General features: G+C 70.2%; 12 protein-coding genes. 8 read left to right on the forward strand and 4 right to left on the reverse strand.

Annotated features, from left to right (window positions below; all coding sequences use genetic code 11):
• The first annotated feature begins 97 nt into the window (after positions 1–97).
• Complete coding sequence (locus tag OG246_RS10895) at positions 98–2,227, forward strand: aminoglycoside phosphotransferase family protein (protein ID WP_266459364.1); 2,130 nt, start codon at positions 98–100, stop codon at positions 2,225–2,227.
• A gap of 122 nt (positions 2,228–2,349) precedes the next feature.
• The gene (locus OG246_RS10900) at positions 2,350–3,156 is read left to right on the forward strand and encodes a hypothetical protein (protein WP_266459366.1); all 807 of its coding nucleotides are present in this window, start codon (positions 2,350–2,352) and stop codon (positions 3,154–3,156) included.
• Positions 3,157–3,177: 21 nt separating this feature from the next.
• Here OG246_RS10900 and OG246_RS10905 read toward each other — a convergent pair whose 3' ends face one another.
• Positions 3,178–4,149 (reverse strand): zinc-binding dehydrogenase, encoded by a 972-nt coding sequence (locus OG246_RS10905; protein WP_266459367.1) that lies wholly within the window; start codon positions 4,147–4,149, stop codon positions 3,178–3,180.
• 101 nt (positions 4,150–4,250) lie between these two features.
• On the opposite strand from OG246_RS10905, the gene OG246_RS10910 reads away from it, so the two are divergent.
• Together OG246_RS10910 and OG246_RS10915 are read left to right on the forward strand one after the other, a co-directional pair.
• Entirely contained in the window at positions 4,251–4,892 is a 642-nt protein-coding gene (locus OG246_RS10910; protein WP_266459369.1) for a TetR/AcrR family transcriptional regulator, read from the forward strand.
• Positions 4,893–4,936: 44 nt separating this feature from the next.
• A complete protein-coding gene (locus tag OG246_RS10915) occupies positions 4,937–6,988 on the forward strand; it encodes an AAA family ATPase (protein WP_266459371.1) in 2,052 nt (683 codons plus the stop codon).
• Positions 6,989–7,012: 24 nt separating this feature from the next.
• Here OG246_RS10915 and OG246_RS10920 read toward each other — a convergent pair whose 3' ends face one another.
• Positions 7,013–7,681, reverse strand: coding sequence for an SDR family NAD(P)-dependent oxidoreductase (locus OG246_RS10920; RefSeq protein WP_266459373.1), 669 nt, complete (start codon positions 7,679–7,681; stop codon positions 7,013–7,015).
• Positions 7,678–8,529 (reverse strand): nitroreductase/quinone reductase family protein, encoded by an 852-nt coding sequence (locus tag OG246_RS10925; RefSeq protein ID WP_266459375.1) that lies wholly within the window; start codon positions 8,527–8,529, stop codon positions 7,678–7,680. Before OG246_RS10925 ends, OG246_RS10920 begins: the two co-directional genes overlap by 4 nt.
• Before the next feature lie 540 nt (positions 8,530–9,069).
• Between OG246_RS10925 and OG246_RS10930 the strand changes: the two genes are divergently transcribed.
• The 4 genes from OG246_RS10930 (at position 9,070) to OG246_RS10945 (ending at position 11,824) form a co-directional block, all read left to right on the forward strand.
• Positions 9,070–9,867, forward strand: coding sequence for a maleylpyruvate isomerase family mycothiol-dependent enzyme (locus OG246_RS10930; RefSeq protein ID WP_266459377.1), 798 nt, complete (start codon positions 9,070–9,072; stop codon positions 9,865–9,867).
• Between the two features lie 154 nt (positions 9,868–10,021).
• On the forward strand, positions 10,022–10,570 hold the full coding sequence (locus OG246_RS10935) for a helix-turn-helix domain-containing protein (RefSeq protein WP_266459380.1): 549 nt from the start codon (positions 10,022–10,024) through the stop codon (positions 10,568–10,570).
• 163 nt (positions 10,571–10,733) lie between these two features.
• Positions 10,734–11,333 (forward strand): hypothetical protein, encoded by a 600-nt coding sequence (locus tag OG246_RS10940; protein WP_266459390.1) that lies wholly within the window; start codon positions 10,734–10,736, stop codon positions 11,331–11,333.
• 152 nt (positions 11,334–11,485) lie between these two features.
• Positions 11,486–11,824, forward strand: a complete 339-nt coding sequence (locus OG246_RS10945) for a DUF2516 family protein (protein WP_266464082.1) — start codon at positions 11,486–11,488, stop codon at positions 11,822–11,824.
• 80 nt (positions 11,825–11,904) lie between these two features.
• Here the strand turns inward: OG246_RS10945 and OG246_RS10950 are convergent, their stop codons facing one another.
• Entirely contained in the window at positions 11,905–13,239 is a 1,335-nt protein-coding gene (locus OG246_RS10950; RefSeq protein WP_266459397.1) for a PP2C family protein-serine/threonine phosphatase, read from the reverse strand.
• Between the last annotated feature and the right edge of the window lie 136 nt (positions 13,240–13,375).

The raw sequence follows: 13,375 nt of genomic DNA on the forward strand, positions 1-13,375 counted from the left end.
GGGCGCGTCTCCTGCGCCCGGGCCTGTGCCCAGGGAGCAACGTATTGCCAACGATGCCTACGACACGTTCGTACGGCTGGCAAAACAGCACGGACTGATGAGCCGCGGCCATCACAACCGGAACTACGTTCTGCCGCTCACCGAGGCCATGGCGCGCCATGTGAGCTGTGATCCGGGCACCTCGGTGATCGTGCGGACGCGCAGAGCGGAAGCGCTGCCGGTGGTCATCAGGACGTGGCGCGAACCGGACATTCTCCGGGCCGTCGAAGGCACTCTGCCGCACGTACCACGCTGCGTCGCAAGCCGTGCCGGCACGGCTGTGCACAGCTATGTGGAGGGCCTCCCGCTCTCCGCGATCTGCCCCAACGGCAAGCCTGTGGACGGTGTACTGGTCAAGGCGATGGTGGGTCTCCTGGCGCAGATGTCACGGGTGCGCAGGGAGGTGTTACCGCCGCTCCCGGACGGGTGGCCGCGCAGCAACAAGGACAGTCAAGGGTTCCTGCGTACGCTGGCGCATCTCACCGACCGGCAGATCCGTCGGCCCAATTGGAGTGAATTCGGCGGACTGTTCGCCGCTCTGGGTATCCCAGAGGACGCCCTGGTCCGGCTGGCGGACCGGGTGCCCGTAATGGCACGCCGTCCGCACAGCCTGCTCCATACGGATCTGCACCGCGACAACGTGATCGTCACTTACCGTGGCGAACCGCCCTTGATCTGCGTCGACTGGGAACTCGCGACCTACGGCGACCCGCTGCACGACCTGGCCACCCACCTCGTCCGCATGCGCTACCCGGAGTCCCAGTGGGACGAGGTCGTCGATGCCTGGGCCGACGCCGTTCAGACGGCGAGGCCGGCGGCGGCTGCCGGCCTCGCCAGAGATCTCCGACACTACGTAGCCTTTGAACGGGCGCAGTCCGTGTATCCGGATGTGATGCGTGCGGCGAAGTCGCTGGAGGCGTCGCTCGACCAGAAATGCCTGGCGATGGCGACGCAGGCGGTGCGTCGTGCCCTGGAGGCGGCGGCCCAGCCGCTGGGCCTCGTCAACGTGCCCGACGAGGCCGAGATCGAGCGGGTCCTGCGCCGATGGCAGATGTCCCGGAGGGAATGGCACGACGACCACCGGGCCGTCACCGCCATCGGCTGGCAGCCCGACGGAAGGCTGCGGGAGCCTTCCGACTTCCCTCACACCGCGGTGCTCGACGCGTTGCGGGCGGAGGGCGCGGCGCCGGCCGCTCAGGTGTTCAAGGGCACGGCGCATCTCAACACGGTGGTGCTTGTGCCGGGTGTCGGTTTCCCCGTCATGGTGCGCCGCAAGGTGGCTGCCGTCAGCCGTCGCGAACCCACATTTCTCAGCGAGCACGCGGTCCTGCGGGCCATCGAGCGGTCAGGAGCCGACGTTGCGGCACCTCGGGTGCTGGCGCTGGGCACCAGCCACGCGAAGGACCCTTTCGCGATCCACACATATGTCGGACCGTCCGACAGCGACCAGCCCCCCAGCCACCCCGTGCACGGCCTGCTGCCGCATGAGGCGGACGGACTGGTCGACCAGCTCCGGGCGCTGACCGTCGTGGACTACCGGCCGCTGGACCCCACCGCGAACGACGTTCACTTCTTCGACTGGCTGAGTGAGCTGCTCGTCCACTTGGTGGACGAGCTTCCCAAGGAGACGCAACAACTGGCCGGTGTCCTGGGGCTGCCCAACGCACGCCGCCTGTGGGAGATGCTGGCCCGTCACCGGGTGACGCCGCGCCAGTCGACCCTGCTGCACGGCGACCTGAACCCCTGGAACCTGGTGCGAGGGGACCACAAGCTCGCCCTCACGATCATCGACTGGGAGATGGCGATGGTCGGGGACCCCCTGTACGACCTGGTCAGGCACATGCATCTCACCCCGACACGGCCCGAGATCCGCGCCCGCATGCTCCAGCGCTGGAGCAGCACGCTGCCCGCCACCCACACCAAGGACTGGGAGCGGGACTGGCACCTCTACCGGTGGATCGAGAACGTCCGCTCCGCCTATGTGGACCTGGACCGCCTGGTGACAGGCGCAAGCCTCGACGCTCCCAACGTGAGCCGCGCGGTGGATTCGTACGGGATGACCCTGCGGATGGTGAAGGGAGCGCTCGGGCTGCCTACGCGTTTGCTGTCGAACCCCTATCTTGCCCGCGCGTTGCCGGATGGGGACCATGGCACAACTAGTCAGGCCGGGTTGCCCGTGGGCATGTGAGGTGCCGCGTCGGACCGCTGGGCCTCGGGGGAGAGGGGCCGGCCATGTCCGGTGCGCGGCGAGGTCCGGCGGAAAGCGGTGGTGAACGTCTGAGGCGGTATCAGGCGCGGTTCGAGCCTTTGGTGACGCGTGTTCTGCTCATCGGGATCTTTGTCACCGGGCTGACCGCGCAGTTCGTCAAACCGGTCGGAGACGCCCTTCAGGACAAGGCGTTCCTCGGTGGCGCACTGCTCAGCCTGGTCGGCTATGTGCTGTACGACTCGGTGAAGGAACTGGCCACATCGCTCCGGCTGCCACCGCGTGTCCAGGTCGAGTCGAGGGATCTGGGCAGTTTCGTGAGCGAGGCGTTCCGTGCCCGAGAGGTGGAGATCCGGTTTCTCGGTTACACCGGGGAGACGCTCTACAACGAGCTCTATCACCGGCTGGAGGGCCTTCTCGACGATCCCGGACCGACAAGACACGTCTCAGTGAGGGTACTGATTCCGGACTTCGGGCAGCCGATGACCGTTCCCTCACGCGTGGGGCCGGACGGTGCGCCGCTCGACGATCCCGATTTCCGCAGGCGCCTGGAGCTGAAGTGCCAGGAGTACGAGCAGACGCTGTCGGCGATCGCGGAGCGGCTCACCGCAGTGGGACGGGTGAGTGCGGAGTGTGAGTACCGCCTCTATCCCGGCATACCGAGGGACAAGATCTGCATCTTCAACCGGGAGCAGGTGCTGCACGGTCTCTACAACGTGATCGCCCGGACGGTGCAGCGCAGTTCGGAGCCCGAGTTCTACGACCCCAAGGGCTACCGCACCGACCTCAGCGTGTGGTCCCGGGCCGGTGGCGACGACTCCAAAGCCGTCGTCGCCACCTGGAACAAGCACCTCGACGACCTGTGGAGTCTGGCGGCGGTACCGCACTGGCGGCGAGTGACACCCCCGTGACGGAGGCCGAAGCCCGCCCCCTCACACCCCCAACACCACCTTCCCCACCACCCCCCGCCCCTCCACAGCCGCATGCGCCTCCCCCGCCCGCTCCAGCGGAAACACCTCACCGATCACCGGCCGCAGCCGCCCCGCCGCGGCCTCCGCGAGGGCGGTGGACGTGTAGCGGTGCAGGTCGGCGGGGGTGAACTGGACGTCGGCGATGCCGAAGAGGGTGATGCCGCGGCGGGTGGCTTCCGCCGGGTCGATGGGGGAGAAGCCGCCCGACGGGGCGCCGTGGGCCGAGAAGCGGCCGCCCTCGGCGGTCAACGGGAAGGCGGTGGCGCCGAGTTGGCCGCCGACGCCGTCCAGGACGACATCGGCGGCCGGGGTGGAGCCGCCGAGGGCGTGCCGGGCGGCCGAGGGCCAGTCGGTGTCGGTGGCGTCGATGGCCGCGTCCGCGCCCAGCTCCCGTACCAGGGCGAGTTTCGCCGCGCCGCGGGCCACTGCCACCACGCGTGCCCCGCGCGCGTGGGCCAGTTGGACCAGCAGCGTGCCCATGCCTCCGGAGGCGCCGAGGACGAGGACGCGGTCGGCGGGGCCGACGCCGGTCAGTTCGAGGAGGCCCGTGGCGGTGAGGCCGTCGTGGACCAGGGCCGCGGCCGGGAGGAGGTCCAGGGAGTCCGGTACGACGGAGAGGGCCGAGGTCGCGGCTACGGCCCGTTCCGCGTAGCTGCCGGTCACGAAGGCGGTGACCCGCCGGCCCAGCCACTCGTCGGCGACGTCCGCGCCGAGGGCGGTGACGACACCCGAAACGCCGCCCCCGGGGACGTACGGCGGCGTCACCGGGAAGAATTCCCGGCCCCAGCCGCTTCTGATCTGGGTCTCTACGAAGATCGTGTCCGCGTAGGCGACATCGATCAACACCTCGCCGGGTCCTGGAACCGGGTCCGGGATCTCCACCGGAAGGAGAACCTCGGGCCCGCCGAACGCCTTCACCTGTGCCGCACGCATGGGTCACCTCATCGCAAGCAGAAGGGCTGTCGCCGCGCAGTCTTCGGCCTCAAGCCCGGTTGAGGTCAAGGGCCGGCCGGCGTCGTGCGTAGGCTCGGGGCATGGGTGAGATCGGGCTCCGGGAGCGCAAGAAGCAGCGGATGTACCAGGCCGTGTCCGACATCGCGATCGGGCTCTTCCTGGAGAAGGGGTTCGACGTTGTGTCCGTCGCCGAGGTGGCGGCCGCCGCGGAGATCTCCAAGCCGACCCTCTTCCGGTACTTCCCGGCGAAGGAGGATCTGGTCCTGCACCGCTTCGCCGATCACGAGACGGAGGCCGCGCGGGTCGTCGCCGGCCGGGCGGAGGGGCAGTCGGCCGCGGACGCTCTGCTGGAGCACTTCCTGGACGGCCTGCGTCGCGACGACCCCGTCACCGGGCTCAACGATCACCCGAACGTCCTCGCCTTCCACCGGCTGCTCTACGGGACGCCGTCGCTGGCGGCACGGATGTCCGCGTACGTCGAGCGCTCCGAGGCCGCGCTCGCCGAGGCCCTGGGCGGCGACCTCGACGCCCGGCTCGCCGCCGGTCAGATCATCGCCGTACAGCGCATCCTCGCCCTGGAGAACTGGCGGCGGATCGCGGAGGGGGAGCCGGTGGCGGAGGTGCGGCGGGATGCCGTGGCGGCGGCCCGGCGCGCGTTCGCGCGGCTGGAGGCGGGGATGCAGGCGGGGGCGACCGGCACTCCACCAGCTAGCGTTACCTAGTAAAAAATGTTACTCGGTTACGTTATTCCGCTACCCTGGATGGAATGACGTCACGCCACCCTGCCCTGGATCAGGCCCTCGCTCACTCCCTCATCCGCGAACGTGCCTACCACGACACCTGTCGCGCGGCCCTCGACGCCATGGTCGCCGGTGCCGACGAACACGTCGTCACCGGCGAGGACGTCTCCGCCTCCGGTGCCGACGCCGAAGTGCTCGGCTATGTGCTGCGCAGCAAGGCCAAGGAGATGCGCGAGCTGCCCGAAGGGCCACTGTTCTTCGGCAAGCTGGACTTCGAGAGCGCGCGCGAGGCGGCCGGCGAGCATGCCGGGCAGAGCTATCACCTCGGGCGGCTGCGGATCACCGAGCACCCCGCCGCCCCGCCCCTCGTCGTCGACTGGCGTGCCCCCGTCTCACGCGCCTTCTACCAGGCGAGTTCCCGCGCGCCGCAGGGCGTCGCCGTCCGGCGGCGGTTCGGCTGGGCGCCGGGGAGCCTCGGGGACTCCGCGGACCTCACGGGCCTGGAGGACGAGCACCTCGCGCAGGCCCGCCCCCAGCAGCCGAGCCGCATCCTCGCGGGTGAGATCGAGCGCCCGCGGGTCGGCCCGATGCGCGACATCGCCGCGACCATCCAGCCCGAACAGGACGAACTCGTACGAGGCGATCTCGCGTCCTCGGTCTGTGTGCAGGGCGCCCCGGGCACCGGCAAGACGGCCGTCGGACTGCACCGGGCCGCGTACCTCCTCTACACCTACCCGCAGCGCATCCGCCGCGGCGGCCTGCTGATCCTCGGCCCCAACCGCACTTTCCTGTCGTACATCTCCGAGGTGCTGCCCGCGCTCGGCGAGACCGGCGTACGGCAGTCGACCGTGGAGGACGAGATCGCCCGCCATCCCGTCTCGGGGCAGGACGACGAGCGCGCCGCCGTCGTCAAGCACGACGCCCGGATGGCGCAGGTGCTGCGTCGGGCCCTGTACGGAAAGGTCGGGGGGCCCGTCGACTCCCTTGCCGTGCCGGACGGTTCGTACCACTGGCGTGTTCCGGCCGAGGTGCTCCGCAGCATCGTGGACGGCGTACGAGCCGAGGAACCTCCGTACGCCGTCGGGCGTGAGCGGGTGCGGACGCGGGTCGTGGGGTGGCTGCGGGAGCGGGCGGAACGGCGCGCCGGGCCGCGTAGCAACGCCTGGGTGCGGAAGATCTCGCGGGCCAAGTCCGTCAGCTCGTACGTCGACGCGGTGTGGCCCAGGGTGCTGCCCGAGGAGCTTCTCGCCGAACTCCTCACCGATGCCGATGTGTTGGAGGCGGCGGTCGGCGAACTCCTGGACCCGGACGAGCGGAAGGCGATCCAATGGGTGAAGCCGCCGCGTTCGTACAAGTCGGCGCGCTGGTCGGCCGCCGATCTCGTCCTCCTCGACGAGATCGCCGGGCTCATCGAACACCCCGAGGGATACGGCCACTTGGTGATCGACGAGGCACAGGACCTGTCGCCGATGGAGTGCCGGGCGATCGCGCGACGGGCGGCGTTCGGGTCGCTGACCGTGCTCGGCGATCTCGCGCAGGGCACGACTCCGTGGGCGGCGCGGGAGTGGGACGAACTGCTCGCGCATCTGGGCAAGCCGGAGGCCCCGGTCGTACCCCTGACGATCGGCTTCCGGGTCCCGGAGGCCGTCGTCGGACTCGCCAACCGGCTCCTTGCACGGCTCGACGTGGGAGTACCTCCGGCTCAATCACTGCGGCGGGACGGCGAGTTGAGGGTCAGGCAGGTGTCCGACGTGTGCGCCGCGACGGTCGACGCGGTGCGCGGAGCGCTCACGCACGAGGGCTCGATCGGCGTCATCGCCGCCGATGCCGATTTCGTACGCGTACGGGAGGCGCTCCGCGCCGCGGGTGTCGAGACCGCCGGACCCGATGAACTGGGCGCCCGGGTAACGGTGTTGCCTGCCACGCTCGCCAAGGGACTCGAGTACGACCATGTCGTCGCCGTCGAGCCCGCGGCCGTCGCGGAGGCGGAGTCGCGGGGGCCGCACCGCCTGTACGTGGTGCTCACGCGGGCGGTTTCGCGGCTGGACGTGGTGCACGCGCGGCCCCTGCCGTGGTGACCGACGGTTGACGACTATGACCGACTACCAGGGAAGCGGCTGACCGTCGCGGAAGAAGCCGCCGGTGGGGCCGTTGTCGGGAAGGGTGGCCGCCCATACGACGCTCGCGGCGCCCTCCGTGACCGGGCGCCCGCCCGGGCCGCCCATGTCGGTCGCGACCCAGCCGGGGCAGACGGAGTTCACCAGGATGCGGTCGGCGCGCAGCTCGGCGGCGAGCATGCGGGTGAGGGCGTTGAGGGCCGCTTTGGAGGCGGAGTACGCGGGGGTGCCGCCGCCCATGCCGGTGAGGGACGCGGCCTCGCTGGAGACGTTCACGATGCGCGGGTGCGGGCTGGCGCGTAGGAGGGGGAGCAGAGCCTGAGTCAGCCGCCAGGGACCGTACAGATTGGTCTCGGCCACCTCGCGTACGACGTCCAGGTCGGCGGTGGCCGCGTGCTGCCAGGTGTCGTACGTGATCGCCGCGTTGTTGACGAGTACGTCGAGGGCCTCCAGGTCCCGTGCCGCCTCGGCGATGTCCGCCTCGGACGTGACGTCCAGGCGCAGGGGGCGCGCGTTCGGGCCGACGGACCGGGCCGCCTCGGCGGCGGCTTCCGCCGAACGGGCGGTCACCAGCACGGTGTGCCCCGCGGCGGCCAGCTGCCGGGCGACCTCGCGGCCGATACCGCGGTTCGCGCCGGTGACGAGCGCGATCACTCCGGCGCTCCCACGGCGGTCAGGAGGGGGATCAACTGCTCTTCCTCGTAGGTCAGATGGGCTTCGAGTTCGGCTGTGAGGTGTTCCACCTGGGAGAGTACGCGGCCGGGTTCCGGCTGCCCGTCAGCGATGACCCCGCGCAGTTGTTCGAGAAGTTCGGCGATCCGCTCGTGCTCCTTGGCCAGGCGGTCCAGGGTCGGGGCGAGTTCGGGATGGCGGTCGGCGAGGAACGGGAAGAGGCCGAGGCCCTCGCCGGTGTGGTGGTTGTGCATGCCCTGGCAGAGGGTGAGGCAGTTGACGCGGAGCTGGGTGCCGAGGGATGCGCCCGTCTTCCTGAACTCCTCGCGGATCAGGGCGAGTTCGCGCCGGAAGGCGTCGTGGGCGACCTGCAGGTGCTCGGCGATGGAGCCCGCGTTCATGCTCGGCGGGCCGTCCTGGGGGACCTGGCGCAGAGCCACGACGGGGATGACGCGGTCCGTCTTCGCCTGGTACTCGGCCCATCCCGGGTCGGCCTCCACCGCCCGGGCGAAGACGCGGTCGCGTTCCGCGCGTTCGAGTACGACGGCCTCCGCCTCGTAGGTGAAGAGGCCGTCCTCCACGGTCGCCCGGGGGTTCGCGAGGAGGTTCCGGAACCAGTCAGGGTGCTGGGGCGCGCCACCGGCCGAGGCGATGACGAGGACCTGCTCGCCGCCGTCGGGGTAGTAGCCGACGGGGGTCGTGTGCGGGGTTCCGGTGCGCGCGCCGGTGGTCGTCAGGAGGAGCAGACGTGCTCCCTCGAAATAGCCGCCGCCCCGTCCGTGGTTGGCGCGGAATTCATCGATGACTTGCTGATTGAAGGGGTTGGGCATTCGCTGCTTTCTTTTGTTTTCGGGCAGGGGGAAACCCGGAGGGTGGGAATGGGTGCGTAAAGGCACGCCGGCGCGCGGAATTCCGAAGGGGAGGAAGTACTGCGCGCAGGGGGCGGCCCAGGCGGAAGTCGTACGCAGAGGACGTACGCACGCACGTGGAGGACGTACGTAGAGGTCGCACGCAGGAGTCGTACGTGAAGTCTCACGAGGAGACGTCGTACGAGGAGATGTCGTACGAAGAGAATTCGCACGAGGAGATGTCGTGCGAAGAAACGGCGGGCGGGGCTCTACCCCGCCCCGGCCTCACTCGGAGGCCGGGTGCCCAACTCGTGCGCGGCGCAAGGCCGACCCGGCAGTCATGGAGGTAAAGGTAATGCCCGTACGGGCGTTGATGCAATGCCCAATTCCGGGCCCGTCCGATTTCGGGCGTCGAGTGTGGCGATTTCGAGTCGGGTGGGCGCGCGGCCCGTGCCGCGAGCCCGCCGCGGCGGCTGTGAAAATCGCTGGCAGGTTGTCGGAACACGGTGATAGAGAGTCGACGTGACAACGACACCTGAGTTCGCCGTCCTGCTGCGACTGATCGACGAACGGTCGACCGCCTTCCGCGCCGCGGTCGCCTCCGCGCCCAGCCTCGACGTGCAGGTGCCGACCTGCCCGGAGTGGACGCTGTTCGATCTGGCGCAGCACATCGGCGAGGGGCGCCGCGCCTGGGCCGCCACCGTCGCCGCGGGGCCTGCTCCGGCCAAGTCCGCAGCGGAGGGCGCTCCGGCTGCGCCTCGGGAGCGCGAGGCACTGCTGGCCTGGTTGGCGGAGTCCATGGAGCAGCTGCTGGACGCATTGCGGGAGGCCGGCCCGGATCGCGGTTGCTGGACGTGGTGGGGTGCGTCCCAGTCGCCGCAGACCTGTGGGGCCGTCGCCCGGCACCAGCTCCAGCAGATCGCGGTGCACACCTACGACGCCCAGGTCACTGTGGGTGCCCCGGAGCCGCTGCCGGATGAGGTGGCACTCGACGGTGTCGAGGAGTTCCTGTCCACCTGCGTCGCAACGACGAGTGCCTGGCCGCACAAGCCCACTGCCTTCGACTTCCACGCCACCGAGGGCCACTCCTGGCGCCTCACGGTCGACGGCGACGGCGCGCGCTCCACCCGTATCTCCGCGCCCGGCACGACGCCTGTCGCCGCTGCCGACGAGGGCCCGAACGCGCCTGGCGTCTCCGTCCGCGGCACGGCCAGTGAGCTGGTCCTCTTCGTGTACGGCCGTATCCCGGCGGACTCCCTGAAGGTCGACGGCGACCTCGGTCTCTTCGACCTGCTTCAGGCCTGGGAGCCGGAGGAGTAGAGCGCCGGGTTCGGGGCCGACGCCCTGGTGGTTTCGCGTGACGGGTCGGCCAAAACGACACGCAGCGTGACGAGTCACCGCGGCCGGCGTGGCGTAGCGCACTTTTGCAAGCGGCTGCTTGCAATTGTTAGCAGGGGTGCGGCAGGGTAGAGGCATGGCATCGCTCAACGTCGGCAATCTCGGTGAGTATCTGCGTGAACAGCGGCGCAATGCGCAGCTGTCGCTCAGGCAGCTTGCCGATGCCGCCGGGGTGTCCAATCCGTATCTGAGCCAGATCGAGCGCGGGCTGCGCAAGCCGAGCGCGGAGGTGTTGCAGCAGGTCGCCAAGGCGCTGCGGATCTCCGCCGAGACGCTGTACGTGCGAGCCGGCATCCTCGACGCCGAGCGGGACCGGGACGAGGTGGAGACGCGCGCCGTCATCCTCGCCGATCCCACGCTGAACGAGCGGCAGAAGCAGGTGCTGCTCCAGATCTACGAGTCCTTCCGCAAGGAGAACGGGTTCGAGATCACCCAGGTGGACGAGGGCGATCAGGGTGTCGACGCCGATGTGCGGCACGCTGACGTACGGCACGACGACGTACATCTGGATCAGGACATATCGGATGCGGAACACCCGGGACCGGGGAGCGCAGCGGACACCGCCGTCCGCGGCCCGCGCACGACCGACGGCAGTGATGCCGGTCCGCAGCAGACCGCCAGTTGACGAGATCCACAGCAACACCAGTTCGGTCGCCGAGAACCACACGCAACACCGGTTGACGCGAACGACACGCACCGCCAGCACCGCAGGCAGCACCGCCGACCGGCAGGTCTCCCCGCGGACCGACCAAACCCTCAGCTGAACGCGAATCCGGGAGGACCATCGCATGGCCATCACCGACGACATCCGCAAGGCCGCCACGGACCCGACCCCGCTCTACTTCCTCGCCGGCACCGCTGAACTGGCCGTTCAGCAGGCCAAGAAGGTGCCCGGGATCGTGGAGCAGATCCGTACCGAGGCCCCGGCCCGGATCGAGACGGTCCGCAGCTTCGACCCGAACGCCGCCCAGGAGAAGGCCGCCACCCGCGCCAAGGAGGCGCAGGAGACGATCCAGTCCAAGGTGACGGAGTTCATCAGCACGCTCGACACCGACCTGAAGAAGATCGGTGAGTCCGCTCAGGACCTCGCCCTGCGCAGCGTCGGCGTCGCCGCCGAGTACGCCGTGAAGGCCCGCGAGACATACGAGAAGGTCGCCGAGCAGGGCGAGCAGGCCGTGAAGACCTGGCGTGGCGAGGCCGCCGAGGAGATCGAGGAGCTGGCCGTCGCCGTCGAGCCGAAGGCCGAGCCGGTCGAGGTCAAGGACGAGCCGAAGCCGGTCGCGGTCGTGGCCGAGCCCGCTCCGGCCAAGAAGACCGCGGCGAAGAAGGCCCCGGCTGCCAAGAAGACGACCACCGCCGCCAAGAAGACCACTCCGCCGGCGAAGTAGGCGGGAGTGGGCAGCGGTGGCAAGCGGTCGGCGTCACGCCGACGGCAGCGGCCGCATCAAGCCGATGACAACGGGCCGGGCACTCTCAGAGTTCCCGGCCCGTTCTCCGGGTACGGTGGCGTAGAGACGACTCGAATCGGGCGGTGGGCATTGTGCTGTTGACGGCATTCAGCGGCTTCATGTCGGTGATCTTCCTTGCCATGCTGGTGCTCGCCGTGGTGGCACTGGTGATGGCCGCGCTGGCCCGCGACGACGCGTACCGCGCCGCAGACAAGCAGAACAAGATGTTCTGGCTGATCATCCTGGGCGTCACGGTCGCCGTGAACCTCCTGGTCCCGATGATCTTCCTGCAGATCGCGGGCCTGGTCGCCACGATTGTCTTCTTCGTGGACGTACGCCCCGCGATCCGCCAGGTCTCCGGCGGTGGCGGCGGCCGCCGCGGCGGAAGCAGCAGCGACGGCCCGTACGGCCCCTACAACGGCGGCCGGTAAACACCACAGACCGCCACAGGCCGCCGTACGACTGTTGCAACAGTCGTACGGCGGCCTGTGGCGGTTACTGCTTGTGGTGGTTACTGCTTGCGGTCCAGCAACAGCACCGCCACGTCGTCGGTCAGCTCCCCGCCGTTGAGTTCGCGCACCTCGTTCACCGCCGCGCGCAGGAGTTCCTCGCCCTCGAGGCCCTGGGCGAGCTGGCGGCGGACCATGTCCACCATGCCGTCCTGGCCGAGCCGCTGGTTGCCCTGGCCGATGCGGCCCTCGATGAGGCCGTCGGTGTAGAGCATCAGGCTCCAGGCGCCGCCCAGCTCCACCTGCTGGCGCGGCCAGCGGGCGCCGGGCAGCAGGCCGAGCGCCGGACCGCCGTTCTCGTACGGCAGCAGCTGGGCCGGGCGGCCCGGGCGGGCGATCAGCGGGGACGGGTGGCCGGCCAGGCAGAGCCCGGCGCGGCGGCCGTCCGGCGAGATGTCCACCGTGCAGAGCGTCGCGAAGATCTCGTCGTTGTCGCGCTCGTGTTCCAGGACCTGCTGGAGGGTGGAGAGCAGCTCGTCCCCGCACAGGCCCGCGAAGGTCAGCGCGCGCCAGGCGATGCGCAGCTCCACGCCGAGCGCCGCCTCGTCGGGCCCGTGCCCGCAGACGTCGCCGATCATCGCGTGCACGGTGCCGTCGGACGTACGGACGGTGTCGTAGAAGTCGCCGCCGAGCAGGGCCCGGGAGCGGCCGGGGCGGTAGCGCGCGGCGAAGCGGAGCGGGGAGCCCTCCAGGAGCGGCGTGGGCAGCAGTCCCCGCTCCAGGCGGGCGTTCTCCTGGGCGCGCAGGCGGGACTCGGTGAGGCGCCGCTCGGCCCTGTCGGAACGTTTCCTCTCCACCGCGTACCGGATCGCGCGGCTCAGCAGCCGTGCGTCCAGTTCGTCGCGGAACAGGTAGTCCTGGGCGCCGACGCGCACCGCTTCGGTGCCGCGCTCGGCGTCCCCGGACGCGGTGAGCGCGAGGACGGCGTGCCGGGGCGCGAGCCGCAGCACGTGCTTGAGCGTGGCCAGCTCGTCGTCGGCCTCGGGGGAGCGGCCCGGGGCCGGCAGGGCGAGGTCGAGCAGGATGCAGTGGACGTCGTCGGTGAGCAGCCGCTCGGCCTCGGTGAGGTTGCGGGCGCTGCGGATCCGGATCGGCTTGCCCGTGGCGTCGAGCATTTCGGGCACGCTGAGCGAACCCGCCGGGTCGTCCTCGATGACCAGGAGGGTCAGGTGGGTCGTGGCGGCGCTGTCGGCAGGGGCCGCGGCGCCGGTCGCCGATCCCGACCCGGCGGGCTCGCCGGGTTCGACTCCGGGTGGACCGCCGGGTGAGAAGGCGGCAGGAGCCTGACCACTTTCCACGGCCGGGATCGCTCTCTGCCGCGGTATGGGTGCGGGCATCGTCTGGGTTCCTTCCCTCCCCCCGAGGGCTGGTGGGGCGAAAGGCCTCGCACCACCGACCGGGACCATAGCGTTAGCCGGTGCCGTAACGGAATGGTGTACCGCACGGGGTCTGGCAAACAGCCACCGTCATATG

This window comes from Streptomyces sp. NBC_00620 (genome assembly GCF_026341825.1).
GTDB lineage: Bacteria > Actinomycetota > Actinomycetes > Streptomycetales > Streptomycetaceae > Streptomyces.

Coding starts and splice junctions, on each gene's coding strand:
- OG246_RS10940 (WP_266459390.1), top strand. CDS start 10,734: ATGGCCATCACCGACGACATCCGCAAGGCCGCCACGGACCCGACCCCG.
- OG246_RS10950 (WP_266459397.1), bottom strand. CDS start 13,239: ATGCCCGCACCCATACCGCGGCAGAGAGCGATCCCGGCCGTGGAAAGT.
- OG246_RS10895 (WP_266459364.1), top strand. CDS start 98: ATGAGCCGCGGCCATCACAACCGGAACTACGTTCTGCCGCTCACCGAG.
- OG246_RS10915 (WP_266459371.1), top strand. CDS start 4,937: ATGACGTCACGCCACCCTGCCCTGGATCAGGCCCTCGCTCACTCCCTC.
- OG246_RS10905 (WP_266459367.1), bottom strand. CDS start 4,149: ATGCGTGCGGCACAGGTGAAGGCGTTCGGCGGGCCCGAGGTTCTCCTT.
- OG246_RS10910 (WP_266459369.1), top strand. CDS start 4,251: ATGGGTGAGATCGGGCTCCGGGAGCGCAAGAAGCAGCGGATGTACCAG.
- OG246_RS10935 (WP_266459380.1), top strand. CDS start 10,022: ATGGCATCGCTCAACGTCGGCAATCTCGGTGAGTATCTGCGTGAACAG.
- OG246_RS10925 (WP_266459375.1), bottom strand. CDS start 8,529: ATGCCCAACCCCTTCAATCAGCAAGTCATCGATGAATTCCGCGCCAAC.